Source organism: Xanthomonas arboricola pv. juglandis (assembly GCF_001013475.1).
GTDB classification, from domain to species: domain Bacteria; phylum Pseudomonadota; class Gammaproteobacteria; order Xanthomonadales; family Xanthomonadaceae; genus Xanthomonas; species Xanthomonas arboricola.
The window spans coordinates 56,867-82,192 of record NZ_JZEF01000006.1; the positions used below are offsets into that span (position 1 = coordinate 56,867).

The 25,326-nt window shown below is 66.1% G+C and carries 19 protein-coding genes and 2 pseudogenes; 8 read left to right on the forward strand and 13 right to left on the reverse strand.

All coding sequences use genetic code 11. The features are described from left to right. Positions 1 to 110 precede the first annotated feature (110 nt). The 3 genes from XARJCFBP2528_RS19560 (at position 111) to hemF (ending at position 4,374) form a co-directional block, all read left to right on the forward strand. Positions 111 to 2,471, forward strand: a complete 2,361-nt coding sequence (locus XARJCFBP2528_RS19560) for a S9 family peptidase (protein ID WP_016902828.1) — start codon at positions 111 to 113, stop codon at positions 2,469 to 2,471. A gap of 310 nt (positions 2,472 to 2,781) precedes the next feature. Next, positions 2,782 to 3,465, forward strand: a complete 684-nt coding sequence (locus XARJCFBP2528_RS24375; protein WP_343122746.1) for a hypothetical protein — start codon at positions 2,782 to 2,784, stop codon at positions 3,463 to 3,465. A gap of 9 nt (positions 3,466 to 3,474) precedes the next feature. Continuing rightward, complete coding sequence (hemF, locus tag XARJCFBP2528_RS19570; protein ID WP_016902747.1) at positions 3,475 to 4,374, forward strand: oxygen-dependent coproporphyrinogen oxidase; 900 nt, start codon at positions 3,475 to 3,477, stop codon at positions 4,372 to 4,374. Between the two features lie 429 nt (positions 4,375 to 4,803). Here hemF and polA read toward each other — a convergent pair whose 3' ends face one another. Beyond that, entirely contained in the window at positions 4,804 to 7,605 is a 2,802-nt protein-coding gene (polA, locus tag XARJCFBP2528_RS19575; RefSeq protein WP_016902746.1) for a DNA polymerase I, read from the reverse strand. Between the two features lie 77 nt (positions 7,606 to 7,682). On the opposite strand from polA, the gene XARJCFBP2528_RS19580 reads away from it, so the two are divergent. Continuing rightward, positions 7,683 to 7,973 carry a DUF2782 domain-containing protein gene (locus tag XARJCFBP2528_RS19580; RefSeq protein WP_026064381.1) on the forward strand — a complete coding sequence of 97 codons (291 nt, stop codon included), beginning with the start codon at positions 7,683 to 7,685 and terminating at the stop codon, positions 7,971 to 7,973. A 225-nt stretch (positions 7,974 to 8,198) separates the two neighbouring features. On the opposite strand, the gene XARJCFBP2528_RS19585 is transcribed toward XARJCFBP2528_RS19580, so the two are convergent. The 3 genes from XARJCFBP2528_RS19585 to XARJCFBP2528_RS19595 all read right to left on the reverse strand — a co-directional run bounded on the left by XARJCFBP2528_RS19585 (position 8,199) and on the right by XARJCFBP2528_RS19595 (position 11,811). Further along, positions 8,199 to 10,727: a serine/threonine-protein kinase gene (locus XARJCFBP2528_RS19585; RefSeq protein WP_047125019.1), complete on the reverse strand. Its 2,529-nt coding sequence runs from the start codon at positions 10,725 to 10,727 to the stop codon at positions 8,199 to 8,201. Further along, the gene (gene ecfK / locus XARJCFBP2528_RS19590; protein ID WP_026064380.1) at positions 10,706 to 11,245 is read right to left on the reverse strand and encodes an ECF-type sigma factor EcfK; all 540 of its coding nucleotides are present in this window, start codon (positions 11,243 to 11,245) and stop codon (positions 10,706 to 10,708) included. Before ecfK ends, XARJCFBP2528_RS19585 begins: the two co-directional genes overlap by 22 nt. Before the next feature lie 131 nt (positions 11,246 to 11,376). After that, the gene (locus XARJCFBP2528_RS19595; protein WP_248802057.1) at positions 11,377 to 11,811 is read right to left on the reverse strand and encodes a DUF2147 domain-containing protein; all 435 of its coding nucleotides are present in this window, start codon (positions 11,809 to 11,811) and stop codon (positions 11,377 to 11,379) included. A gap of 480 nt (positions 11,812 to 12,291) precedes the next feature. On the opposite strand from XARJCFBP2528_RS19595, the gene XARJCFBP2528_RS22955 reads away from it, so the two are divergent. Further along, a complete protein-coding gene (locus XARJCFBP2528_RS22955; protein ID WP_016902741.1) occupies positions 12,292 to 12,432 on the forward strand; it encodes a hypothetical protein in 141 nt (46 codons plus the stop codon). Positions 12,433 to 12,646: 214 nt separating this feature from the next. Here XARJCFBP2528_RS22955 and XARJCFBP2528_RS19600 read toward each other — a convergent pair whose 3' ends face one another. Further along, entirely contained in the window at positions 12,647 to 13,030 is a 384-nt protein-coding gene (locus XARJCFBP2528_RS19600) for a hypothetical protein (RefSeq protein ID WP_016902740.1), read from the reverse strand. Continuing rightward, complete coding sequence (locus XARJCFBP2528_RS19605) at positions 13,030 to 14,064, reverse strand: NADP-dependent oxidoreductase (protein WP_016902739.1); 1,035 nt, start codon at positions 14,062 to 14,064, stop codon at positions 13,030 to 13,032. Before XARJCFBP2528_RS19605 ends, XARJCFBP2528_RS19600 begins: the two co-directional genes overlap by 1 nt. Before the next feature lie 65 nt (positions 14,065 to 14,129). Here XARJCFBP2528_RS19605 and XARJCFBP2528_RS19610 point away from each other — a divergent pair, with 65 nt between their 5' ends. Both XARJCFBP2528_RS19610 and XARJCFBP2528_RS19615 read left to right on the forward strand, forming a co-directional pair. After that, the gene (locus XARJCFBP2528_RS19610; protein ID WP_026064378.1) at positions 14,130 to 14,693 is read left to right on the forward strand and encodes a TetR/AcrR family transcriptional regulator; all 564 of its coding nucleotides are present in this window, start codon (positions 14,130 to 14,132) and stop codon (positions 14,691 to 14,693) included. A gap of 124 nt (positions 14,694 to 14,817) precedes the next feature. Continuing rightward, the gene (locus XARJCFBP2528_RS19615; protein ID WP_016902737.1) at positions 14,818 to 15,507 is read left to right on the forward strand and encodes a hypothetical protein; all 690 of its coding nucleotides are present in this window, start codon (positions 14,818 to 14,820) and stop codon (positions 15,505 to 15,507) included. A 376-nt stretch (positions 15,508 to 15,883) separates the two neighbouring features. On the opposite strand, the pseudogene XARJCFBP2528_RS22960 reads toward XARJCFBP2528_RS19615, so the two are convergent. Then, a pseudogene (locus XARJCFBP2528_RS22960) lies at positions 15,884 to 16,062 on the reverse strand (type VI secretion system contractile sheath small subunit); the annotation flags it as partial. Between the two features lie 288 nt (positions 16,063 to 16,350). Between XARJCFBP2528_RS22960 and tagK the strand changes: the two are divergent. Beyond that, positions 16,351 to 16,979: pseudogene (gene tagK, locus XARJCFBP2528_RS19620) on the forward strand (transcriptional regulator TagK). A gap of 161 nt (positions 16,980 to 17,140) precedes the next feature. On the opposite strand, the gene XARJCFBP2528_RS19625 reads toward tagK, so the two are convergent. The 6 genes from XARJCFBP2528_RS19625 to XARJCFBP2528_RS19650 all read right to left on the reverse strand — a co-directional run bounded on the left by XARJCFBP2528_RS19625 (position 17,141) and on the right by XARJCFBP2528_RS19650 (position 25,284). Continuing rightward, positions 17,141 to 17,587: a universal stress protein gene (locus tag XARJCFBP2528_RS19625; RefSeq protein ID WP_016902734.1), complete on the reverse strand. Its 447-nt coding sequence runs from the start codon at positions 17,585 to 17,587 to the stop codon at positions 17,141 to 17,143. A 109-nt stretch (positions 17,588 to 17,696) separates the two neighbouring features. Then, complete coding sequence (locus XARJCFBP2528_RS19630; RefSeq protein WP_016902733.1) at positions 17,697 to 18,257, reverse strand: sugar O-acetyltransferase; 561 nt, start codon at positions 18,255 to 18,257, stop codon at positions 17,697 to 17,699. A gap of 204 nt (positions 18,258 to 18,461) precedes the next feature. Next, complete coding sequence (uvrD, locus tag XARJCFBP2528_RS19635) at positions 18,462 to 20,648, reverse strand: DNA helicase II (RefSeq protein ID WP_026064377.1); 2,187 nt, start codon at positions 20,646 to 20,648, stop codon at positions 18,462 to 18,464. Positions 20,649 to 20,884: 236 nt separating this feature from the next. Then, positions 20,885 to 22,279, reverse strand: a complete 1,395-nt coding sequence (locus XARJCFBP2528_RS19640; RefSeq protein ID WP_016902731.1) for an FAD/NAD(P)-binding protein — start codon at positions 22,277 to 22,279, stop codon at positions 20,885 to 20,887. A 262-nt stretch (positions 22,280 to 22,541) separates the two neighbouring features. Continuing rightward, positions 22,542 to 23,960 carry a cardiolipin synthase gene (gene cls, locus XARJCFBP2528_RS19645; protein WP_016902730.1) on the reverse strand — a complete coding sequence of 473 codons (1,419 nt, stop codon included), beginning with the start codon at positions 23,958 to 23,960 and terminating at the stop codon, positions 22,542 to 22,544. 13 nt (positions 23,961 to 23,973) lie between these two features. Then, on the reverse strand, positions 23,974 to 25,284 hold the full coding sequence (locus XARJCFBP2528_RS19650) for a LysR family transcriptional regulator (RefSeq protein WP_026064376.1): 1,311 nt from the start codon (positions 25,282 to 25,284) through the stop codon (positions 23,974 to 23,976). Positions 25,285 to 25,326 lie beyond the last annotated feature (42 nt).

Sequence of the window (25,326 nt, forward strand, 5' to 3'; positions counted from 1 at the left end):
ATAACGCGCTCGCCCCCACGCGCACATGACCTGTGGCCCAAGCCCCCGGCGGAAGCGAGCTGCTAGGCTTGTGCGCTCCTCGTTGCGTCCAGTTGTTACCGATGCCCAGATTGTTGCCGCTGTCCTTGTTGTTGCTGGCTGTCACCGCGCATGCGCAATCCGCCACACCGCTCACCATCGAACAGGTGATGGCCGATCCGGACTGGATCGGGCCGTCGGTGGATCAGGCCTGGTGGCAGTGGGACGGCAAACAGGTGCAATACCTGCTCAAACGAGACGGTTCCCCGGTGCGCGACACCTATCGCCAGGGCGCCGGCGGCGGCAGCGCCGAACGCGTGGCCGACAACGCACGCGCCGGCCTGGATGCGGATAACCCGAGCTACGACGCGACCCGCCAGCGCATGCTGTTTGCGCGCAATGGCGACATCTTCCTGCGCGATTTGCGCTCCGGCGCGCTGACCCAGCTGACCCGCAGCAACGAGGTCGAATCGCGGCCGCAATTTGCCAGCGATGGCGGCGCGATCTGGCGCGCGGGCAACAACTGGTACCACTGGCGCGCCGACGGCGGCACTGCGCAGGTTGCAGTGGTCAAGGCCGAGCGCGATCCCAACGCTGCGCCCAAGGCCGACGTCTTGCGCGAGCAGCAGCTGGCCACGCTGGCCACGCTGCGGCGCGATCGTGAGCAGCGCGATGCGTTACGCACCCAGGAAGACGCCTGGCGCCGCGCCGATGCCACGCGTGCGGCAGCGCCGGTGTACCTGGGCGATGAGGTGGAGATCGTCGACAGCGCATTGTCGCCGGACGGCCGCCACCTGCTGATGGTCACCCAGGCCAAGGGTGCCGAAGAGGGCCAGGCCGGCAAGATGCCCAAGTACGTGACCGAATCCGGTTACGAGGAATTCCAGGAAGTGCGCACCCGCGTCGGTCGCAACGCGCCGGTGGCGCATGCGCTGTGGTTGGTCGATGTCAGCGCCGGCACTGCAAGACCGCTGTCCTTCGACACCCTGCCGGGCATCGCCACCGACCCGCTGGCCGCGCTGCGCAAGGCCGCCAAGCGCGACGCGCTCAAGGGCAACCGCGCCGTCCGTGTGGAAAGCGACGGCGACGGCAGCGGGCCGGCGGTGCACTGGAGCGACGACGGGCGCAACGTGGCGGTGGAGATTCGCGCGGTGGACAACAAGGACCGCTGGATCGCCAGCGTGGACCTGGCCAACGCCACGTTGCAGCCGCGGCATCGCCTGAGCGACAGCGCCTGGATCAACTGGGACTTCAACGATTTCGGCTGGCTGCCCGACAACCGCACGCTGTGGCTGCTGTCGGAAGAATCCGGCTATTCGCAGCTGTACACCGTGGAAGGCAACGGCAAGCCGCGCCAGCGCACGCGCGGCAAGTGGGAAGTGTCGATGCCGGTGCCCAGCGCCGACGGCAGCAGCATGTTCTTCCTGTGCAACCAGAAATGGCCAGGCGATTACGAGGTGTGCAAGCTGGACCTGCGCAGCGACCAGCTCAGCGAAGTCACTGCGTTGAATGGCGTGGAAGGCTTCAGCCTGTCGCCGAACGGGCAGCAACTGCTGGTGCGTTACTCAGGCAGCTACCTGCCACCGCAGCTGGCGGTGGTGCCGGCCGCAGGCGGCCAGGCCACGCTGCTGACCGACACCCGCACGCCCGCGTTCAAGGCGCAGCCGTGGATCGCGCCGCAGTACGTGCAGGTACCGTCCAGGCATGGCGCCGGCACGGTCTGGGGCAAGTACTACGGGCCGCAGAACCCCGAGCCCGGCAAGCAGTATCCGATCGTGATGTTCGTGCACGGCGCGGGCTATCTGCAGAACGTCTCGCAGCGCTACACGCCGTACTTCCGCGAGCAGATGTTCCACAACCTGCTGGTGCAGCAGGGTTACATCGTGCTGGACCTGGACTACCGCGCCTCGGAAGGCTACGGCCGCGACTGGCGCACCGCGATCTACCGCAACATGGGCCACCCGGAGCTGGAAGACTATCTGGACGGGCTGGAGTGGCTGGTGACGCAGAAGCAGGGCGACCGCGCGCGTGCCGGCATCTACGGCGGCTCGTACGGCGGCTTCATGACCTACATGGCACTGTTCCGCAGCCCCGGCACCTTCAAGGCCGGCGCGGCGCTGCGTCCGGTCGGCGACTGGATGCAGTACAACCACGAGTACACCTCCAACATCCTCAACACGCCCGAGCTCGATCCCGAGGCCTACAAGACCTCATCGCCGATCAATTACGCCGATGGACTGCGCGACCATCTGCTGATCGCGCACGGCATGATCGACGACAACGTGTTCTTCAAGGACTCGGTCGACATGACCCAGAAGTTGATGGAGCTGCACAAGGACAACTGGCAGGTGGCGCCGTATCCGCTGGAACGCCATGGCTTTACGCGTGCCGATTCGTGGCTGGACGAATACAAGCGCATCCTCAAGCTGTTCAATGAGCAGGTGAAGCCGTGAGCCATGCCGCTGCGGCCGGGCGATGCTTGCTGCATCGCCCGGTCGATGACATGGCGCGCGGCGCCAGCATCCCCATGCTGCAGCAAGCGACAGATCGCCCAGATTGCACGCGTGATGCGCTACTGCGTCACCCATCGCCACGCGTCATCCTGCCCGGCACTCACCTGCACCTACGCAACTGGCCCTAAGCTTGGCGCAGGATCGGCAGATCGCTGGCGCATCGCGCTCCCCTCTGCCGGCCCGCCGCCCGACCGGAGCGCCGCCGGCACCGCAGCGGTTTCCAATTCGCGGCGCGCAGAAGGTAATCGCGATGGGCCTGTGGGACCGTTTGTTTGGACGCAAGACCCCGGTGGCGAAGACGCCCCGAGCCGAACCGACCGCAGCGCCGGCAGCTGCAGCCGATGACACCAATACCGAGGTCCAGATCGACCCGGCACTGCAGCCCGCACTGAGCCTGTTCCAGCGCGGCGATCAGCTGGGCGCCTACAACGCTGCGCAAGCGCAGCTGCATCTGGGTGCCGACGCACAACGTCTTTGCGCGCTGGCATTGAGCGCGCTGGACCGCTACCGCGAGGCGTATCCGCACTGGCTGGCGCTGTACGAACTGGAGCCCACCGCCCACAACGCATTGCAGTTGGCCACCACTTCGGTGATGTGCAACGAGATCGATCGACCGTCGCGGGACCTTACGCGGCATGGATGCCGCGTAAGAGCCTACAGGGACGTACTTGCGGCGTGTCCTGCGAGGGTGGGCGGGCAAGGGCCCTGCAGCCAGACCGCCGATCGCATGCCCTGCTTCCTCTTCCTCTTCCGCTGCTTCTGCCTCGCCCACACCACCCAGTCCCTGCCGAAATACCCGGCATATGAATCCGGGCGTGGGACGACCCGGCAAAGCCTGGCTGGTCAAGCACCCGATGCCTACACGACGCAGCGCCTCGCCCTGCGACAAACGGGCGCGTTTGCCCGACTGCATGAAGCGCGATGCACCGCTTAGAATCGTGGCATGAACGAATTCGACCGTGTACGCGATTATTTGACCGGCCTGCAGGACCGTATCTGCGCTGCCGTGGAAGCCATCGATGGTAGCGCGCGTTTTGCCGAAGACCTTTGGCAACGCGAGGAAGGCGGTGGCGGGCGCACCCGCATCCTGCGCGATGGCGCGGTGTTCGAGCAGGCCGGCATCGGGTTTTCGGATGTGTCCGGCTCGCGCCTGCCGCCTTCGGCCAGTGCGCACCGGCCCGAGCTGGCAGGGGCGACGTGGCGCGCCTGCGGCGTGTCGCTGGTGTTCCACCCGCACAACCCGCACATCCCCACCACCCACGCCAACGTGCGCTACTTCCGTGCCGAGCGCGATGGCGAGGTGGTGGCGGCCTGGTTCGGTGGCGGCTTCGATCTGACCCCGTTCTATCCGGTGGACGAGGACGTGCTGCACTGGCACCGCACCGCGCAGGCGCTGTGCGCGCCATTCGGCGAGGAGCGCTATGCCGCGCACAAGCGCTGGTGCGACGAGTACTTCTTCCTGCGTCACCGCAACGAGACGCGTGGCGTGGGTGGGCTGTTCTTCGACGACCTGGGGCAGGATTTCGAACGCGACTTCGCCTACCAGCGCGCGGTCGGCGACGGCTTCCTGGATGCCTACCTGCCGATCGTCGAGCGCCGCAAGGACACCCCCTACGGCGAGCGTGAGCGCGAGTTCCAGCTCTACCGCCGTGGCCGCTACGTGGAATTCAACCTGGTCTACGATCGCGGCACGCTGTTCGGCTTGCAAAGTGGCGGGCGGGCCGAAAGCATCCTGATGAGCCTGCCCCCGCGGGTACGCTGGGAATACGGCTTCACACCGGAACCGGGCGGCGCCGAGGCACGGCTGATGGACTATCTGGTCCCGCGCGACTGGCTCGGTTGAATCTGTCAAATAAAAAACACAGCGCTAATGAAACGCTGTGTTGATTGATCGAGTTTATTCGGCCTATTTAAATTTGTGATTCCCAGCGGCGCCGGTGAATCGCGTAATACGGTGAACCGGTTATGTTGCGTAGCAAAATAATTGCGGGCCGAAAATAAAAAGCCCCGCAGACCAGGGGGAGGTCGGCGGGGCCAGGGAACGGAAACTTGGGGAGTAGTTTCCGCTCCGAGATCTGCTCCAGGGGATGGGAGAGATCTGCCGACAGGCGTTGCGCCCGTCGAGAGATATAACACCATTTTCTACATTGATGGATCGTGAAGATAACTGTTAAAAATATGTAGAATTTAGCGGTTATTCATTCCATCGGCGCAGGCTCGATTCGTATTATGTCTGGTCTGCGCGTTCAGCATATCAGCCTTATCTGCAGCGTCAGTGCGCCTCATCCCAGTTATCGCCAACCCCGGAATCGACCACCAGCGGCACGCGTAATTCGGCCGCGGCCGACATGCGCGTGGTCACTTCGCTCAGCAGCGTGTCGACGAAATCGGTCTCGGCTTCGAATACCAGTTCGTCGTGCACCTGCAGGATCATCAGCGCGCGCTCGGCGTGGTCGGCGATCCAGCCGTCCACGCTGACCATGGCGCGCTTGATGATGTCCGCTGCGGTGCCCTGCATCGGTGCGTTGATGGCGGCGCGCTCGGCGCCGGCACGCTGGCCCTGGCTGCCGGCGTTGATGAAGTCCAGATACAGCCGGCGGCCGAACACCGTCTCCACGTAGCCCTTGTCACGTGCCTGCTGACGGGTGGTTTCCATGAAGTCGCGTACGCCCGGGTAACGGCTGAAGTACAGCGCGATGTAGTCCTGCGCCTCGCCGCGGCCGATGCCGAGCTGCCGGGCAAGACCAAACGCGCTCATGCCGTACATCAGGCCGAAGTTGATCGCCTTGGCGGCGCGGCGCTCGTCGGCGCTGACGGTGTCGATGGTGCGGCCGAACACCTCGGCGGCGGTGGCGCGGTGCACGTCGGCGCCGGACTCGAACGCACCGACCAGGCCCGGGTCGCCGGACAGGTGCGCCATGATGCGCAGCTCGATCTGCGAGTAATCGCAGGCGATCAGCTTGCGCCCGGCCGGGGCGACGAAGGCGCGGCGGATGCGGCGGCCGTCTTCGGTGCGGATCGGGATGTTCTGCAGGTTGGGATCGGACGAAGACAGCCGCCCGGTGGCCGCGCCGGCCTGGTGGTAGCTGGTGTGCACGCGCCCGGACTGCGGGTGGATCATTTCCGGCAGCTTGTCGGTGTAGGTGCTGCGCAGCTTGGTCAGGCCGCGGTATTCCAGGATCACCCGCGGCAGCTCGTGCTGGTCGGCGATGGCTTCCAGCGCCTCTTCGTTGGTCGACGGCTGGCCCTTGGGCGTCTTGACCACGGCGGGCAGCTTGAGCTCGTCGAACAGCAGCGCCTGCAGCTGCTTGGGCGAGTCCAGGTTGAAGCTGCGCCCGGCCAGCTCGGTGGCCTTCTGCTGGGCGGCGAGCATGCGCTTGGACAGGTCCGCGCTCTGGCGGCGCAGTTCGGCCGCGTCCACGCACACGCCGTTGGCTTCGATACGTGCCAGCACCTCCACCAGCGGCATCTCGATCTCGCGGTAGACGCGCTCCAGGCCCGGCTCGGCGGCCAACCTGGGGCCGAGCACCTGGTGCAGGCGCAGGGTGATGTCGGCATCTTCGGCGGCGTAGCGGGTGGCGTCGTCCAGGCTGATCTGGGCAAACGGGATCTGCTTGGCGCCCTTGCCGCAGACGTCCTCGTACTTGACCGTGTCGTAGCCCAGGTAGCGCTTGGCCAGGCTGTCCATGTCGTGGCGGGCGCTGCCGGAATTGAGCACGAAGCTCTCCAGCAGGGTGTCGTCGCTGTAGCCGGCCAGGGCGATGCCGTGGCGGCGCATCACGTGCAGGTCGTACTTGCCGTGCTGGCCGAGCTTGCGCACCGCAGGGTCGGTGAGCAGCGGCGCCAGCTGCGCCAGCGCCTGGGCACGGTCGAGCTGGGCCGGGGCGCCGGGGAAGTTGTGGCCGAATGGCAGATACGCCGCCTGGCCGGGCTCGGCGGCCACGCTCAGGCCGATCAGGTCGGCCTGCAGCGGGTCCAGGCTGTCGGTTTCGGTATCGAAGGCGAACTGGCCGGCGGCGCGCAGGCGCGCGATCCAGCTGTCGAGCTGTTCCTGGGTCAGGATGGTCTCGTACTGGCCGGGCGCCGACAGCGCGGGGTCCACTTCCACCGGGGCGCTGACCGGGCCGGACACGAAGCCGGTGCCGCGCGCGCGGACGGGTTCGGTGCGGGCGCTGGCTGCGGCGGCTCCCAACGGCATCGGCTCGGTCAGCAGGCCGGCCTGGGCGGCTGCACCGCCGAGTTCGCGCAGCGCCTGGGTGAAGCCGTAGCGTGCGTACAGCACCGCCAGCGTTTCGGCGTTGGGCTCGCGCAGGTCCAGCGCGCGCGGGCCGCTGGCCAGGGGCACGTCGGTCTTGATGGTGACCAGTTCGCGGTTGAGCGGCAGCCGCGGCAGCGCGGCGCGCAGGTTGTCGCCGATCTTGCCCTTGATCTTGTCGGCGTTGGCGATCACCCCATCGAGCGAGTCGTATTCGGCCAGCCATTTGGCGGCGGTCTTGGGGCCGCACTTCTCCACGCCGGGCACGTTGTCCACGGTGTCGCCCATCAGCGCCAGCAGGTCGACGATCTGGTCGGGGCGCACGCCGAACTTGGCGATCACCGCCTCGTCCGAATCCATGCGGCTGCCGCTCATGGTGTTGACCAGTTCGATGCCCGGGCGGACCAGCTGGGCAAAGTCCTTGTCGCCGGTGGAGATGGTCACGCTCAGGCCGTCGGCGGCGGCCTGCAGGGCCAGCGTGCCGATCACATCGTCGGCTTCCACGCCGTCGATGCGCAGGATGTCGATGCCCAGCGCATGCACGATGTCGCACATCGGCTGCACCTGCGCGCGCAGGTCGTCGGGCATCGACGGACGATTGGCCTTGTAGTCGGCATACAGATCGTCACGGAAGGTCTTGCCCGGCGCATCCACCACGAACGCGACATAGGCCGGGCGTTCCTTCAGGGTGGCGCGCAGCATGTTGACCACGCCGAACAAGGCACCGGTGGGCTCGCCCTGGGCATTGGTCAGCGGCGGAAGCGCGTGGAACGCGCGATACAGGTAACTGGACCCGTCGATCAGGACTAATCTGCTCATGCGCCAATTCTACGCTGCACGCTCACGCCACACCGTGCCGGCGCATACTTGCCGACGACCTAGAACGGATGACGACGATGAAGAGAGCGAGTCTTTTGCTGCTGCCGTTACTGCTGCTCGGCGGCTGCGCCACCACCTCCGGCGGTACTGCCGGCGACGGTATCCCCGCCGGTGCCGATGTCACCAGCAAGACCATGGGCAACGGCGACAAGGTCGACGAGTACCGGGTCAACGGCCAGCTGGAAATGGTGCGGGTGACGCCTGCCCGTGGTGCGCCCTACTTCCTGTACGACCGCGACCACGACGGGCATACCGATGCGGAGAAGGACAAGGTCAATAAGGTGTATTGGAAGCTGTATAGCTGGTGATTCGGGATTCGGGATTCGGGATTCGGGAATCGGGAATCGGGAATCGGGAATCGTAGAGCGTAAGCCTCGCGGGTCTTCCGGCGCTGGTTTCAGTGACATCAGCCTAGTGCCGGGCCAGATGGCCCGCCGGTTTCGGTACGCCGCCGCATGGCGACAGGGATTGCCTGCACTGTCGCCCTGCGGCAGCCGTCCGCCGGCGGCATTTGGCCGGCCCGATACTTCATCTCAGCGTTGCGCCACCGACTCCATGGTTTCTGCGCTGGAGGTTGCGGCAAGCGCCTTGGCCGGGGCGACCAGCGCCAAGGTCTGGCGTGCGGCGCGCAAGGGTTGCTCGGTATCGCCGTAGATGCCGGTCAGAATCTGCAATGCCTGCTGTGCGTGGTCGCGCGCGGCGGCCAGCTGGCCGAGCCTGCGCTCGGCTTCGGACAGGCCGCGCAGGATCTCGGCGGTCTGTGGATGCGTGCGGCCCAGCACCCGCATGGACGACGCCAGCGATGCGCGCTGTTCGGCCAACGAGGCATCCAGCTGGCCATCGTCCAATAGCCACAACGCATGGTTGCTGCGATAGCCGATGGTGGCCGGCGCATCGTCGCCGAACAGGGTGCGCGCGCGCTCCAGGATTGCGCGGTAATGCGGGCCGGCGTCGGCCAGCTTGCCCTGCTGCCGCAATGCGTCGGCCAGGTTGCTTTCCACCATCAAGGTGTCGGCGGCGTTGTCGCCGTAGAGCTTGCGGGTGAGGCGCAGCAACGAGGCCAGTTCGGTTTCGGCAGCGGCAAAGTCGCGTTGCATCAGCAGGAACACCGCCAGGCTGTTGCGCATCGACAGCACCAGCGGGTGCTCCAGCCCGCGCATGGCGATACGCTCGCGCAGCAAGCTGCGCTGCAGGGCGATCGCCGGCAGCAGCTGACCGACGTCGGCCAGCAGGCCGGCATAGACATTGCCGGCATCGATGCGTTGATCCGCAGTGGTGGCGCCGTTGGCCAGCGCGGCGACATAGGCATGCCGGCTCTCTGCCATGGCATCGGCCATGCGGCCCTGGTCGCGCAACGCCCAGGCCAAGCGCGCGCGCATCTCGTTGCCCAGCGCCTGCTGTTCTGCGTTGCCGCCTGCGGCCAGCGCGATGCCCTGGCGTAGCGTCTGTTCGGCCTCGTTCGCCTTGCCGGCGCCGGTCAGTGCCTGGCCAAGCATCGAGACCGCTTTCAGTGCCGGCGCGCTGGCCGCGCCCATGTGCTGCCGCGCCAATGTCTGGGCGATGCGCAGATGCAGCACCGCCTGCGGATAATCGTCCAGCGCGATCAGCGTGCGGCCCAGGGTCAGCTCCACCTGCGTACGAGCATCCGGCTGATCGGCCAACTCACGCGCGGCACGCTGCGAGGCCTGCTGCAGCACACGCAGCATCAGCGTCTTGTCCAGATCCTGCGCAATGCCCGGGTCCACGCTGGACAGCACCGAACTCATGAAGTCGCCGGTGACCTGCGCGCGTTGCGCATCGCGCGCAGCGTGTTGCAGCGACCACAGTGTTGCACCCAGGCCGGCAACCAGCGCGATCGAAACAAGTGCAGCAGCCAGCACGCCGCTGCGATGGCGCTGGGTGAACTTGCGTAGCCGCAACCAGCCGCCGGCCTGCAACGCACGTGGCGGATAACCATCCAGCCAACGGTGCAGATCGTCCAGCAAGGCCGACACCGACGCGTAGCGTGCGCCCGGTTCCGGCGCCAGCGCGCGCAGCACGATCGCATCCAGGCCATCGCGCAGCTGATCCTGCAGCTTGCCGTGGGTCGTCGCACGGGCCGCGCAGATGCGCGCGCGCGCATCCGCCGGCACTGCCGCCACCCGCTGCGATGGCGGCTGCGGCACGCCGTCGCGGTCTGCCACCGGGGCCAGCCCGCAACTCAGTTCGTAGAACATCGCGCCCAGCGCATAGATGTCGCTGCGTGCGTCCACCTCCGGCGCGCCGCGCGCCTGTTCCGGGCTCATGTAACCGGGCGTGCCGCGGCCATGCGCGGAGGTCATGCCGGGGCTAGACGCATCGATGGCGATGCCGAAATCGATCACGCCCGGCATCGGCCGCCCATCGACCGCGCTGACCAGCACGTTGCTCGGTTTGAGATCGCGATGGATCACGCCTTTCTGGTGCGCGTGCTGCACCGCCTCGCCCACCCGCAGCATCAGCAGCACGCGCGCCTGCAGCGACAGCAGGTGCGCATCGCACCACCAGGTGATCGGCTCGCCGCGCAGATACTCCATCACCAGATACGGACGGCCGTGCGCATCGGTACCCACGTCGTGGATCTGCGCGATCGCTGGGTGCACCATCTGCGCCAGCAGCCGGCATTCGAATTCGAACAAGGCGCGGCCCTGCGCATCCAGGGCTTCGGCGGCCACCAGCTTAATCGCCACCTCGCGCTCGTAGGCACCGTCGGCGCGATGGCCCAGATAGACCTGGCCCATGCCGCCGGCGCCGATCAGGCGGTCGATCGCCCATGCACCGAAGCGCGTGCCGGCCGGCAGCTCCGGCAGCGGCGCGCGCAGTGCAGCAGCGGCCTGTTGCAGCGGCGCGCGCACGCGCAGGGTGGCCTGCGATTCCACCGCCAGCATCGCCAGCAACTCATCACGCAGCACTGCATCGTCGTCGGTCTGCGCACGCGCGAATGCCTCGCGCGCTTGCACCGGCAGCAGACAGGCCTGATGGAACAAGGCCTCCAATCGCTGCCAGGAGGTGGCGGCACTGCTCACAGCTGCGCCGCCAGCCACACCCGCGCGAAGCGCAGGTCGCGCTCCAGCGTCGGCACCGACACCTCCAGTTGCTCGGCCGCCTCGGCCACGCTGAAACCCACCAGCTCGGTCAGCGCGAAGGCCTTGGCCTTGCGCTCGTCCACCCGCGCCAGCTTGTCGAAGGCATCGGCAACCACCATCAAGGCCTCCGGCCGTGGCGCGCCGTCGGACAAGCTGATCGTCAGGGTCACCGCCTGCCCCAGCCGCTTGGCGCTGGCATGTTGGCGCGCCAGATCCACCAGCAGATGGCGCATCTGCAGCGCCGCCACCGCATAGAAATGCGTGCGCGAGCGAAACGCCTGCTGGCCCTGCTCCAGCCGCATCCAGGCCTCGTGCACCACCTCGGTCGCCTGCAGGCCGGCACGCGCATCGCGCCGCAGCTCGCGCAACGCGGTGGCGCGCAGCACCTCATAGACCTGCCGCGCCAATGCATCGCCCGCGCCGGGCTCATCGCGCTGCCAGGCCTGCAACAACTCGGTGATCGGCAGCTCGGACATCCGGTCCATCTCGCCTGCGTGGAAGCGCAGTATCCCGCATTGGCGACCGGGCAGGCATTTCAAAACCAAACGGTTTAGCTCGCCTGCGCCGTCCCTGGCAAACGCGCGTGGGGCCGCAGGTCAGGCAGCCATCAAGGTGCGGGCTGCCAGGTCGGCCCCTGGCAGATGAAGGCCACGCAGCCTTCCACCTTCAAGGAGCCATCCGCCCCGCGCGTGAGCTTGGCGTTGTAGGTCTTGCCGGATTCGGGGTTGTAGATCCGGCCTTTCCACAGATCCCCGGCGTCCACCAGTTCGCTGAGGATCACCGTGCCTTCCATCGGGTTGTTGCGCTTGCCCGGATCCGGATTGAAGACATCGGTCTTTGCACTACCAGGCTTGCTCCTCAAGACCTTGACGATGGTGCCGCAGAGCGACGCGCCACAGGGCCGGATTTCCACCAGGGCCTGTTGGTTGTCGGTGAACCATTTTCCGGTGATTGGTTCGGCGGCAAATGTCGGTGCACTCAACGTCGCAAAGGCAAACGCAAGGCAGCTTGTGACTGAGATCGGGTTCATCGGATTTCCCAAGACGTCGATACGACGCGTATGGCACGCGGATTGACAAGCTACGGCGGTGCCACTGCCGCCGCTGCAGCTTGCGTTGGATCAAGCGAATCGAAGCGTAGCGACGCGGTCTTGGGAGATGATTAGAAGCCTGCAACTTCGCAGGAAGCTCTCAAGGTTTCTGTTTGATCCATTGCACCAGCGACTAAGCGTGTCAGGGAATCAGCCACCAGGCCAATCGCAAGCGCTGCCAGAGGTCTTCATTCGAGGCCTCACCACGGCGCATCGCGGCATGCGCCGCTCACTTAGGCAACAACCCGCTTGCCTGGTAACGTTCGATCAGCGTGTCGAAAATGCTTGATGCCCGCTCGACAACGTGCCAGCGCCGATCCCTGCACACAAGCATGGCGTCGCCGAATTCAGCATCGACGGCAAGACCGTGGACGCAGCCTATCTCCAGGGCGCAACCGTGCCGCTCAATGTCGCCGCCTGCCTGGCGTTGCGATGTGGTTCGGCACGAGCAGGGAAGGTCTGCCGATCAACGTGCAGATCGTCGGCAAGTGGCAGGCGGAACCCACCATCCTGCACCTCGCTGCGCTACTGGAGAGCGTCAGTTCCGTACGCAACCTGCATCCGGTGCCGTGACGACAGCGCCCGGAGTTGGCCACTCCCGGGCGCTTTCAGTTCGACGCGGGCAAGCGGCCTACAACACACAACGGCCGTCATCAGGCGGGTGTGGAAGACGCACCCAGAATCTGGGTATACACGTGTTACATGCCGCACTGCACACCGGCTGCGCGTACCTGGCGGTGAGCGCTGCAGTGTTTGTTGCTGCTCTTCGGCGTCATGACAGGTTGGCTTATGCCACTGCAACTGAATGAACCGCTTCCTCGATCCACAGAAACCGCCCATCGGCATCGCGCTCGGCGAACACGTAGACATCGAGCGCGGCCGCTGCGCCATCTCGCATCGCAAGGGCAATCGTGTGCCGCTGCGCGTAGCGATTGCCGCAACAAAACTCGTCGCGTACAACAAACGTGGCGTGCTGCAGATCTTCGCGTAGCTGCACGATGCGTTCGCGCACGGCAGCGCGGTCTTCCCGAAGGCCGTTGGTACATTGACGAAAGTCGGGGCTGAAGTGCCGGTCCATGGCCTCTTCCACGCTCAGCTGGCGATTGTTGAGCAGGTCATCGACAGCGGCCTTGAGAACATTCGTATGCAGGAGTGCCTGGCGGTCGTCCATCACTCAACGGTCATCACAATCTTGCCCTGGATGTGGCCTTGCGCGGCGCGTTCGTGTGCCTGCCGCGCCTGCGACAGATCGAAGCTGCTGTCGATGGCTACGCGCACGGCACCGGACTGTAATAGCGGGGCCAGTGCAGCGAGTTGTGCGCCGCTGGACCTGACCTGGGTGGTGGAGACGCTCACACCCAAGGTGCCGGCGGCTTGCCGGCCATCGAATCCGAGCGGAAAGATTGGAAACAGCGCTCCACCACGTTTGAGCGTTTGGAGGAATCGCCCCGTCGCCGGACCGCCCACGGCATCCACGACCAGATCTGCCTCGCTGATGGCATCTTCCGGCGTTACCCGGGTGTAATCGATGAATACATCTGCGCCCAACTCACGCACGAATGCTTCGTGTCTGCCTGAGGCGATCGCAACCACGTGTGCACCCTTCCATTTCGCCAACTGCACTGCAAAGTGACCGACGCCGCCGGCGGCACCGTTGACCACCACGGTCTTGCCGTGCAGCTCCACCGGCACATGCGGCATCGGTTGCAGCGGATTGGGTGCGTTATGCCCTTGTTCGACCATGAACTGCCAGGCCGTCAACAGCGACATGGGCGCACCCGCAGCGTGGGCATGATCGATCCCGGACGGTTTGACGGCGACCTCGCCCGCTGGTGCGGTCACATACTGTGCATACGCCCGGCTGCCTCCGGCCAATCCGCTCGGAAAGCGCACCATCGCATAGACCTCCTCGCCCACCGACAGCCCTTCGACGTCGTCGGCGACTGCTTCGATCACGCCTGACACGTCCGTGCCCAGAATCAACGGAAAATCCACCGCCGGGCGCCACTGCGCGGGCAGCGCCTTGTAGCCCTCACGCAGGTACCAGTCGGGGGGATTCAAGCCGACGGCGCGCACCCGAATCAGCACCTCGCCCGATTGCAGCGCAGGCATAGGCGAATCTTCGTAGCGGAGCACGTCGGGCCCGCCGAATGCGGTCTGACGGATGGCTTTCATCGTCTTGATCTTTTCTGCAGTGGCTTGCATGCGATACCCTTAACGGAACGGTGCTCCGAATATACGGAGCACTGCTCCGAATGTACAGGGTGGATATGAGAGCCGACGCACAAAAGAACTATGAGCGCTTGCTGGACGTGGCGCGGCAAGCCCTCGCAGAATCAGGAGCGGAGGCATCGCTGCGCGACATCGCCCGCCGTGCCGGAGTCGGGCTGGGCACCTTGTACCGGCACTTCCCCACACGTGAGGCGTTGCTGGAAGCGCTATTGCGCAGCAGCTTCGAAGACCTGGCGACCAAGGCCGATGGCTTGCAGCACGCAGACGCATCGGACCGGGCATTGGTGCTGTGGCTGCAGGACATCATCGACTTCACGCACCGCCAGCGCGGCGTCCTTGCGCCGATGATGTCGGCCATCGAAGACGAATCCTCCGCACTGCACGGCTCCTGCGTCAGGCTACGCTGCGCTGGCGCGGCACTGCTGGCGCGAGCCCAGGCAGATGGCAAGGCGCGTGCCGACATCGACGGAGACGAACTGTTCGACCTCATCGCCGCGTTGGCCTGGCTTCGCGAACAGCCATCGCATACCGATCGGTCCGGCCGCTTGTTCGAGGTCGTGACCGAGGCGATTCTCGTTGGTGCCCCTGCAGCGAAGCAGTAGATAAGCTAGGAGCAGCAGCGTTGCAACGACCGACGCGTCTGACCCGACGCCCTTTCTTCAGCAACTTCGGGCAGCTGTGCTTACCTGGTCACGATGACGCCCCCTGATAAAGAGAACAAGCGACATGGAACTGTCCAAAGCCGTCGGCATTTTCTTTCTGGCACTTCTTTTCATCAATTATCTGCTCTTTATGGAGCCCAGTTCTGCGCCCAACTTGGGGCATCGTGTCCGTTGGCGTCGTTGGCTCCATCGAGCATTGGCCTATCCTATTTGTCATACCATCGGCATCGCACTGGCCAACGCTTTATTGGATCAATTGGCTAGCATCATCCCGACACAAGTTGAGGCAATCGAGCGCAATTACTGGATGATATTGGTGATCTTGCCCCTTCCGTTTTCACTAGCCCTCATGAAGCTGGGCATCTGGTCCCAGCGCTTTCTTGGCTATGAACAGTGGCCTAACCCCCCCGCCATACCCGCCTGGGTTCCAGCACAACCACGTCTAGAAGGCTTTGAAAGGATCGATCTTCAGGACGACGCGTTGGTGCAGGAACTTGCCAGGTCGCATTGGAATGTCATGCATGAAGCACTGATGCGTGATGCGCCTCTGTACGATGCGTATTGTCTACAGCGTGCCCTTCTCAATAATCACTTATTGCAGGTTGAACCTCAGTTGGCTGAAAGCGCCTCCAAGACCTACCAACAAGAAATGATCAGGCAAGCCTTGATTGCTGAGGCACACAGGGCGGCTACACAGGCAGCGCATGGGCCGCCGAGCAACCCAGCGATCACTGAGAAAACAACGATTCACTGACCGAGCTATGCATTGCGCTTTACTCGGGAGCGGCTGGAAAACGGCTCAGTCTCCCGAAGTCCAACAATGCCTTCGAGATAATGCGTGCAGTGATCTGCGGTGAGCACGTTGGCGGCCGACGATTCCAGCACCATTTCGGTCGCACACGACCGCTTATCGGCGCGACGCAATCTGACAACGCTTACTTGCGCGCAAGGACACAGGCCGCCTCATGCTCAGCGCATGGCCGCCTCGAATAGCTTGCGATTGAACCAGGTGGACCTGGCGATGGGCAGGTAGGCGTCCCAATTGCTGGGTAGCAACATCGTGCTGTCCTGGTCCAGCTCCGTCAGGCCCCTTCCGGTTCGGAGGCAGGCTTGGCCGCTGACACCAGCGACTGCAATGCCTTGCGATCGTCCAGCGACGGCAGCTCACATCGGCGCCGGACAGGTCCGACATCACGCCCATCACGAACGGAATCTGCACCTTCTCCTGCGCGCCGTAGACCTCCGCGTCGTATTCGATCTGCACGCATGGCGCCCGATTGCGGGCGATGAACTTCTGACGGCTGGCCATGCCTGATTTCCGATTGAGCTTGCCCGTTGCGCCAACGTGCGGGGCACGTGCGCTGTCTTGTGGCCTGGATATCGCCGGCCCGGCCGATCGCCTGGAGCCTGCGTGCGACGCCGGTGCTGCTGGCCTGCCCGCAACTACCGCACCACGCGGACCCAAGCGACAGGCCGTGCGATGACGCCTCTTCAGCAGTGCGGCGAGTCCAGGAATGCCCCTGCACACAACCGGCAAATCCTCTCACTCGTGCCGATGCGTGATGCGCGGCCGACTTCATGAAAGAAACGTGATGGGTTGGCGATGCTTTTTTCGGTTGATCGAAGGACAGGCCCCGGAGGTGGGCCGCAGACAGTACCGCATGAGCATCAGCTACTACAGCGCCATCGTTCCGCAAGCGGCCTCTACCATGGAGACGCCTGCATCGCTGATGAGCGAGCTGCTGGCCTACATCGAGCAGCACATCGGCGAGGCCGAGCTCGGTACCGAGTCCCTGCAGCAGGCGTTCGGGCTGTCGCGTGCGTCGTTGTACCGGCTGTTCCAGTCGCGTGGGGGCGTAGCCAGCTATATCCGCGAGCAGCGCCTGTGCGCTGCGTACCGTTATCTGCAGGCCTACCCGGAGTGCGGCCTGACCTGGCTGCTGTACGAAATGGGCTTTGCGTCGGAGCGGCAGTTCCAACGCTGTTTCCAGCAGCGTTTCGGCATGCCGCCGATGCAATGGCGCCGCCAGTGCCGCGCCGCGCCGCCGACGCATTCGCCACGCCGCGGACACTACATGCCGGTATGGCGCTTCATGCGCGAGCTGAGCGAGGATGCGCAGCGCGATCACGCATCGGTGCGCGCCGGCACGCTGCCGGTGCAGTCCGCCACGCTGGCGCATACCGAAGCTACGGCGTCTTGCACAGCCGGCACCAATGGAAAGCTGACCTCCAATTCGCAAGCCGCAATCCGCGTAGGAGCGCGCCTGAGCGCGATGAGGCTTTACCGATAACGCCCCGTCGCGCTCAGGCGCGCTCCTACGGGAGATTGTGCGACTTGGAACGTAGGACGCTTTGCATCTGCTCTGGCGAAGCAAAACATCCACCGATCAGCGGATCACCAGCACCGGGATCGAACTGTGCGTGAGCACCTCCACCGTCTGGCTGCCGAGCAGCATGCGGCGCATGCCACGGCGGCCGTGCGAGGTCATGATGATCAGATCGCTGTTGCACTCCTTGGCGGTCTGCACGATGCCTTCGGCGGCGAAGCGGTCCAGCACGTGGCGCGACGTGGCCTTGATATTGGCCGCAGCCGCCAGCTCCAGCGCCGGGCGCAGGATCTTCTCTGCGGCAGCTTCGCGTTCCTTGCGGTACTCCGGACTTGCCTCGTAGCCCACGCTCCAGCCCATCGCGTCGTACATGCCCATCGCCCACGGCTCGGACACGGTGACGATATCCACCTTGGCACCGGTGGCCTTGGCCAATTCCAGGCCTTGGAACAAACCGCGATGCGACAACTCGGACGCATCGATGGCGATCAGGATACGTTTGTACATGGTGACCTCCTTGGATGACCGGCCTGGCTGCCGGCGCACTCAGCCTGACAGTGCGCTGCGGTACACGCATTGATGCGCATCAATGCGGCCACGCGGCGTGCTGCAACACTCAGTCGGTTGGCGCGGCATCGGCAGCGTCGCGGCTTGCGCGTACGCGCGCCGGATTGCCCAGCGCGATCGCGCCGGCCGGCACGTCGCGGGTGACCACCGCACCGGCGCCGATCACCGCGCCGTCGCCGATGCACACGCCCGGCAGGATGATCGCACCGCCGCCGATCCACACGTTGCGGCCGATGCGGATCGGCCGCCCGAACTCCAGCCCGCTGGCGCGGCCTGCCGCGTCGCGCGGATGGTCGGCGGCATAGAACTGCACCGCAGGGCCCACCTGCGTGCCCTCGCCGATGCTGACCTCGCAGACATCCAGGATCACGCAATTGAAGTTGAGGAACACGCCCGCTCCCAGACGGATGTTATAGCCATAGTCGCAATGAAACGGCGGGCGGATCACCGCGCCTTCGCCCACATCGGCCAACCGCTCGACCAGCAGCGCGCGCCGCTGGGCGGGCGGCTGCGCGGCGCTGGCGTTGTAGCGCGCCATCCAGCCGGCAGCTGCAGTCTGGTCGGCCTGCAATTCGTCATCGGCAGCGTTATAGAGCTCGCCTGCCAGCATCTTGTGTTTTTTCGGTGCGCATCGGGCCGTGGATCTCTATACGTTCGATTCGAACGCAAGGGTGTCACGGATGCCGCGGGGAATGCATCGGGCGATGCACCAATACTGGCCAGCGGCGTGTTGGCGACGAACACGCCGCCCTGGCCAGATCCGGGAGCGTGATCCCTGCCGTGCATTACCCGGCGATGCGGTGCGGTTGCCGGCCTACACCACCGTCAGATTGGCGTACGCCATCACCAGCCACTTGGCGCCGACGTCGTCGAATTGCACCTGCACCCGCGCATGCGCGCCGGCGCCTTCGTAGTCCACGACCACGCCGCTGCCGAACTTGGGGTGTTGGACATTGGCGCCGAGCTTGATCGGCGCAGCTTCGACCACGCCGTGCACCGGTCCGCCGCGGGCCGCACCCAGCGAGGCGGTGCGCGAGACCTGCACTTTCGGGCGCACCTCGTGCAGCAGCTCGCGCGGGATCTCGCGCAGGAAGCGCGAGGGCACGTTGTAGTTGTCCTGGCCGTGGATGCGCCGCGATTCGGCGTAGCACAGCACCAGCTTCTGCCGCGCGCGGGTGATGCCCACATAGGCCAGGCGGCGCTCTTCTTCCAGCCGCCCGCTTTCTTCCAGCGAGCGCGCGCTCGGGAACAGGCCGTCTTCCAGGCCGACCAGGAACACGATGGGGAATTCCAGGCCCTTGGCCGAATGCAGCGTCATCAGCTGCACGCCTTCTTCGCCGGCCTGGGCCTGGCCTTCGCCGGCTTCCAGCGAGGCGTAGGCCAGGAAGGCCACCAGCTCGGTCATGCCCTGGCTGTCTTCATCGTCGGGGCGGGTGAAGCGCGAGGCTACCGACACCAGTTCGTCCAGGTTCTCGGTACGCGATTCCGAATCCAGCCCGCTGCGGCTTTCCTTGGCCCAATGCTCGCGCAGGCCCGAGCGCATCAGCACGTGATCGATGCGTTCGGCCAGTTCCATGTCGCCGGTTTCGGCGTGCAGCTGGCCGACCAGGCTCAGGAACGTGGCCAGCGCGTTGCGGGCGCGCGCGGCCAGGGTGTTTTCCTGCGTGGACAGCATCGCCGCTTCCCACAGCGACAAGGCGTTGGCGCGTGCCAGGCGGCGCACTTCATCCAGCGTGCGATCGCCGATGCCGCGCGTGGGCGTGTTGACCGCGCGCTCGAACGCGGCATCGTCGCTGCGGTTGGTAAGCAGGCGCAGGTACGCCAACGCATCCTTGATTTCGGCACGCTCGAAGAAGCGCATGCCGCCATACACACGGTACGGCAGCTGCTCGGAAATCAGCGCTTCTTCCAGCGCGCGCGATTGCGCGTTGCTGCGATACAGCACCGCCACTTCACCGTAGCTGCCGCCGTCGCGCACCCACTGCCGCGCGCGCTCGACCACATAGCGCGCCTCGTCGACCTCGTTATAGGCCGCATACAGGTCGATCGGATCGCCGTCGCCGGAATCGGTCCACAGCTGCTTGCCGATCCGGTCCGGGTTATGCGCGATCACCGCATTGGCCGCGCCCAGGATATTGGCGCTGGAGCGGTAGTTCTGCTCCAGCCGCACGGTCTGCGCGCCGGGGAAATCCTTCAGGAAGCGCTGGACGTTCTCGACCTTGGCGCCGCGCCAGCCGTAGATGGCCTGGTCATCGTCGCCGACCACGAACACGTGGCCGGTCTCGCCGGCCAGCACGCGCACGAAGGCGTACTGGATGGCGTTGGTGTCCTGGAACTCGTCGACCAGGATCTCGCGGAAGCGCGCACGGTAATGCGCCAGCAAGGCCGGGGTGTCGCGCAGCAGTTCGTGCGCGCGCAGCAACAACTCGGCGAAATCGAGCAGGCCGGAGCGGTCGCAACGTTCCTGGTAGGCGGCGTAGACCTGCCGGCGTACCTCGGTCCAGTCGTCGTTGGGCTCGGGCTGGATATGCTGCGGACGGCGACCTTCGTCCTTCTGCTCGTTGATCCACCAGCTCATCTGCTTGGGTGGATACTTGCCCTCGTCCAGCTCCAGCGCCTGCACCACGCGCTTGACCAGCCGCAGCTGGTCGTCGCTGTCCATGACCTGGAAGCCTTCCGGCAGCCGCGCGTCCTGCCAATGCAGCCGCAGCAGCCGATGCGCCAGCCCATGGAAGGTGCCGATCCACATCCCGCGGCTGCCGTTACGCAGCTGCAGGTCGGTACGGTGGCGCATTTCGCCGGCGGCCTTGTTGGTGAAGGTCACCGCGAAGATGCCGTGGTTGGGCACGCCCTGGACTTCGTTGAGCCAGGCAATGCGATGGATCAGCACGCGCGTCTTGCCGGAGCCGGCGCCGGCCAGCACGAGGTAATGCCCCGGCGGCGCGGAAACGGCCTCGCGCTGGGCGGGGTTTAAATGATCGAGCAAATGAGAGACATCCACCGCCGTATTTTACCGGTTGTGGCGTCGCTGCGGCTGAGATTGGGATGAAGCGGTTGGGTAAGCCCCTCTCCCATGGGCAGAGGGGTTGGGGTGAGGGTACGGGGCGAAGCAGTCGGTGCATCACTTCCGAAGGCGCGTGGCGACGCGTTTGTCACTGCAGGCACTGGTAGATGTCTGAGGCGCCCTCATCCGGCACTACGTGCCATCTTCTCCCGTCAGATCTCGCGGCTGGCCGATCAATCGCCGCCTGGCAGTCCCAACACATCCCGCGCAATCGCCGCAGCCTGCTCACGCAGCTCCGGCACTGCCAGGCTCTCCCACAACGACCCGATCCGCAGGCTGCCGATCACCCGCAACCGCGGATTGGCGCGCCCCTCGGCATCGATCAGACAGCCATCGGCGGCGGTATCCACCCCGATCCCATGCGGCCCGGCTACCGCGATGCCCTGCCCCAGCAGTTGCTGCAGCAGCGGGTTGCGCATCGCCTGCACGCGCATTTCCACACCGGTGGCGTTGACCAGCGTCTGCACATCCAGCTGCAAGGCATGCCCGGCACTGGCGCCGGCACTGAGCCGCACGCAGGCGCCGGCCTGGAACGCCACATCCAGCCGCGCGCGATGCAGCTGCAACTGTCCGCGCGCGCGCATCATCTGCAGTTGCGCATGCACCGGCGCGGCGATGCGGTGACGATGCACATCCCAATAGCGCACCACGTGGCGCAGGAAGCGGCGTTGGTCGGCAGCCGACAGCGTTTGCCACAGGGCCTGACTCAGCGGGCGCACACGCTCCATCACGCTCTGCCAGGGCAGGCCTTGCGCCACTGCCGCCCGCGCATGCTGCCGCAAGCTGCGCATGCGCGCACGCAGCGACAGCGCCAGCAACGGCTGCGGATCGAAGTCCGCCGCAACGCAGTGCGCCTGCGGCAACGGCAGCAGCCCATGCCGCGACACCACGTGCACCGCCCCGCGATGCGCCTGCGCGGCCAGCGTCACCACCGTGTCGGCCATGCTCAGTCCCGAGCCGACGATGCACACCGCCGCGTCCTGCGGCAACGCGGCAACCGCCTCGGTATCCCAGGCTTCCACCCGCTGGGTTGCCGACAGGCCGGTGGCCCCGCGCAGCGGCAGCGGCCGCAACGCATTGCCTACCGCCAACACCACGCTGCTGGCGTGCAGGGTCTGGCCATCGTCGAGCTGCAACCGCGCGCCGTCGGCATCGGCGTGCAGCGTCTGCACGCGGGCGCTGTGCACGGTGAGCGTTGCCGGGCTCTGCACACGCGCGGCCTGCAGGCGTTCGCGCAGGTAGGGCGCGTAGTGCCGGCGCCCGACGAAGTGCTGCGACAGCTGCGCGTCCTCCAGCTCCGGGCAGCAGGCGTGCGCGCGCAGGTAATCGACGAAATCCTGCGGCGCCTCCACCAACGCACTCATCCGCGCGGCAGGTACATTGAGCAGATGTTCCGGCCGCGCGGTGGAGTACGCCACGCCCTCGCCCAGCACCGGGTGCGGCTCGATCAGCACGATCTGCACCGGCGCCACGGCCTGTCGCAACAGCTGCAGCGCCACCAGCACCCCGGATGCGCCACCGCCAACGATGGCGATCACTGCATCGCCGGGATCACGCAATTCATTCATCCGGCAATTGTAGGCGATGCGTCGCGTCGCACCGATGACAGCGGCCATGCCCGCCGCGATGGCCGGGATAGTCCCGCGCGCACATGCCGGCGCGACGCACCCCGTCCAACAAAGCGGTCGCCGGACGCGTCCATTCGAGCGCGGGCGCGTTCGCATGCAGCGCGATCTTGCCGCCCCAGACGCGCCCCCCACTTAACCTGCCCCCGCAGGCACCCCTGCGTCACAACGGGCACTGCGCGCGCATGGACCGTGCCCGCACGCACTACATCAACGCATCGGCCAGGCGTGCAATGCCCTCGCGGCTGCGGCGCCAGGCCGGGCGCGTGCGCCACTGCTCCAGGTCCAGCTGGCGGGCGTTGGCCAGGTAATCCTGCTCGATCGCACGCAACCGCTGCACCACGCCCCGGTCATAGCAGAGCATGCCGATCTCGGCGTTGAGCGCGAACGAGCGGATGTCCAGGTTGATCGAGCCGACCAGTGCGATGTCCTCATCCATGCTCAGGTGCTTGGCATGCAGGAAGTGCGGGCGGTACAGCGCGATCTTGACCCCGCAGCGCAGCAGCTCTTCGAAATATGCTTCCTGCGCCCAGGCCGCCAGGACCTGGTTGTTGCTCTCCGACAGGATCAGCTGCACATCCACGCCCGACACCGCGGCAATGCGCAAGGCACTGAGCAAGGCCTCGTCGGGGACGAAATACGGTGTCACCAGCACCACCTTGCGCCGCGCCAGATGGATCACCGCATTGATCGCATCGCGTGCATTCTCGAATGGATACGCCGGCCCGCTGGGCAGCAGCTGCGTGGCGATGTTGGCCTCGCAGACCGGCGCATCCGGCCATACGTCCAGGCGCTGCCCGGTTTCGGTGAACCAGTCGCTGGCGAACACCGCTTCCAGATGATTGACCACCGGCCCACGCACGCGCGCCACCAGCTCGCGATTGGGCACCCCATCGATGAAGCCGGCCTCGGCCAGATTCTGCGAGCCGACAAAGCCCACCTGGTTGTCGATCACCGCAATCTTGCGGTGGTTGCGCAGATCCATGCGACCGCTGCGGCGCCAGCGCAGGCCGCCGGGCAACACCGCCAGCACGTCCACCCCGGCTGCCTGCAGCCGCTTTCGGTAATGGCGCAGACCGCGCTTGGCACCCACCGCATCCAGCAGCACGCGGCAACGCACGCCGCGCACACTGGCGCGTTGCAGCGCAGCGACCACCGCATCGCCCACCGCATCGTCGAACATCAGGTAATACAGCAGGTGCACGCGCTTTTCCGCCGTGTCGATCGCCGTGACCAGCGCCTGCAGCGATTGCGCGTAGTCGTCCAGCAGTTCCACCGCATTGCCCAGCGTAGGCATGAAATCGCCCTGGCGTTCGATCAGCGGCACCACCTCGGCGCTGCTGGTGTCCGCCTGCGGGGTCCAGCGCAAGGCGTGCAGGGGCAGTTGCTGCTCGCGGATCACCTGCGAGGCGGTGGCCTGGCGTTCGACCCTCACCCGCGATAGCCACGGATGCCCGAACAGCAGATACAGCGGCAGGCCGACCACCGGCACGAAGCCGATCAGCAGCAACCAGCTGCGCGCCGCACCCGGCGTGGTGCGGGCCGGAATCCACAACAGCGCGGCCAGGCGAATCACCCAGTCCAGCGCCAGCAGCCAGGTCCCTTGCAACCAGTCAGGCAGCATCAGCAGTCCGTTCTCAAGAAGGCTCCGATTCTGACCGCCCGGTGCGTGAACGCAACGGGGCGGGCACGTTGATCGGCACGCAATAGCGAAACGGCCCGCCCTGCGCGTCAGCCGGCTGCACGCGCTCGGCGCAGACCTGCCGCAGCGTCTGCACGAACGCCGACTGCGCGCGGGTGGGATGCCAGTCGCTGCGAAGCGTCATGCCGATCTGGCGGCGCAGCTGTGGCCCGGCGCGGCCGATCTCACACAGCAAGCCGGCGCGGCGCTCGAACAGGAACTGGTCGCGCGACATCAGCGTGAGCCAGTCGCCTTCCAGCAACAGCCCGCGGATGGTCAGCTCCGCGCCGCATTCGATGCGCAGCGCCGGTGGCTCGATCCGCTGATCGCGAAACATCTGCTCCCAGCGCGCGCGCACCGGCGTGCCGGTGGTGGCGATCACCCAGGGATAGTCCAGCAACTGCGCGAACGCGTAGGCGCGCCCGGCCAGCGGGTGCCCGCTGCGCGCCACGATCACCGGCTCGTCGTCGAACAACGGCTCCTGCAGCACATCACGCACCGGCAACGGCTCGCGCAGCGCACCGATCAGCAGGTCCAGCCCGCCCTCGCGCAGATGCGCCAGCAATTCGTCATACGGGCCTTCGACCACGTTGACGCTGGCACCGGGATGCGCGCGCGCAAACCGCGCCAGTACCTGCGGCAGCAGGATCGCCCGCGCCAGCGGCATCACCCCCAATGCGATCCGGCCGGCGTGCTGCGAGCGCAACGCGCTCACTTCGTCCAGGCCGGCGCGCAATTCGGCCAGCGCCAGGCGCACCTGCCGCAGCAGCCGCGTGGCCACCGGCGTGGCCTGCATGGTCTTGCCGCGGCGCACCGTCAGCGGTACCTCGATCACATCGGCCAGCGACTGCACCGCGCGGTAGATCGCCGGTTGCGAGACCCCGGCGCGCGCCGCCGCCAGCGAATAACTCCCGGCCACATCCACCGCGACCAGCGCCTGCAGCTGGCCCAGCGAGACCCGTCGCTCCAGGCCAGGCCGGGCCGGCAGCCGCAACGCCCGCCGCGCCACCCGGATGCCGCGACCCAGTTGCTCCAACGCCCGCGCGATGCGCGGCACCAGCAACTGCGTGGCCTCGGTGGCGACCATGCCGCCGGGATGCCGCTCGAACAGGCGCACGCCGAGCTGCTGTTCCAGCCGCGCCACCGCCTGGGTCAATGCCGGTTGCGACAGGTTCACCTGCGGCGCGGCCGCGCTGATGCTGCCCAGCCGGTGCACCACCACCAGGGCGTAAAGATGGCGAAGGTTCGGCTCGGGAGTCGGCGGCATGCTCTAACTATAAGCAAAACCAATATGCATACCTAAAATGAA

Excerpts from the sequence above, each read along its gene's own strand:
- XARJCFBP2528_RS19625 (WP_016902734.1), bottom strand. The coding sequence starts at position 17,587 with ATGTACAAACGTATCCTGATCGCCATCGATGCGTCCGAGTTGTCGCAT.
- cls (WP_016902730.1), bottom strand. The coding sequence starts at position 23,960 with ATGCTGCCTGACTGGTTGCAAGGGACCTGGCTGCTGGCGCTGGACTGG.
- XARJCFBP2528_RS19600 (WP_016902740.1), bottom strand. The coding sequence starts at position 13,030 with ATGGACGACCGCCAGGCACTCCTGCATACGAATGTTCTCAAGGCCGCT.
- XARJCFBP2528_RS19615 (WP_016902737.1), top strand. The coding sequence starts at position 14,818 with ATGGAACTGTCCAAAGCCGTCGGCATTTTCTTTCTGGCACTTCTTTTC.
- XARJCFBP2528_RS19605 (WP_016902739.1), bottom strand. The coding sequence starts at position 14,064 with ATGCAAGCCACTGCAGAAAAGATCAAGACGATGAAAGCCATCCGTCAG.
- XARJCFBP2528_RS19630 (WP_016902733.1), bottom strand. The coding sequence starts at position 18,257 with ATGCTGGCAGGCGAGCTCTATAACGCTGCCGATGACGAATTGCAGGCC.
- XARJCFBP2528_RS19640 (WP_016902731.1), bottom strand. The coding sequence starts at position 22,279 with ATGAATGAATTGCGTGATCCCGGCGATGCAGTGATCGCCATCGTTGGC.
- XARJCFBP2528_RS24375 (WP_343122746.1), top strand. The coding sequence starts at position 2,782 with ATGGGCCTGTGGGACCGTTTGTTTGGACGCAAGACCCCGGTGGCGAAG.
- XARJCFBP2528_RS22955 (WP_016902741.1), top strand. The coding sequence starts at position 12,292 with ATGTGGTTCGGCACGAGCAGGGAAGGTCTGCCGATCAACGTGCAGATC.
- XARJCFBP2528_RS19610 (WP_026064378.1), top strand. The coding sequence starts at position 14,130 with ATGAGAGCCGACGCACAAAAGAACTATGAGCGCTTGCTGGACGTGGCG.
- ecfK (WP_026064380.1), bottom strand. The coding sequence starts at position 11,245 with ATGTCCGAGCTGCCGATCACCGAGTTGTTGCAGGCCTGGCAGCGCGAT.
- polA (WP_016902746.1), bottom strand. The coding sequence starts at position 7,605 with ATGAGCAGATTAGTCCTGATCGACGGGTCCAGTTACCTGTATCGCGCG.
- XARJCFBP2528_RS19580 (WP_026064381.1), top strand. The coding sequence starts at position 7,683 with ATGAAGAGAGCGAGTCTTTTGCTGCTGCCGTTACTGCTGCTCGGCGGC.
- XARJCFBP2528_RS19650 (WP_026064376.1), bottom strand. The coding sequence starts at position 25,284 with ATGCCGCCGACTCCCGAGCCGAACCTTCGCCATCTTTACGCCCTGGTG.
- hemF (WP_016902747.1), top strand. The coding sequence starts at position 3,475 with ATGAACGAATTCGACCGTGTACGCGATTATTTGACCGGCCTGCAGGAC.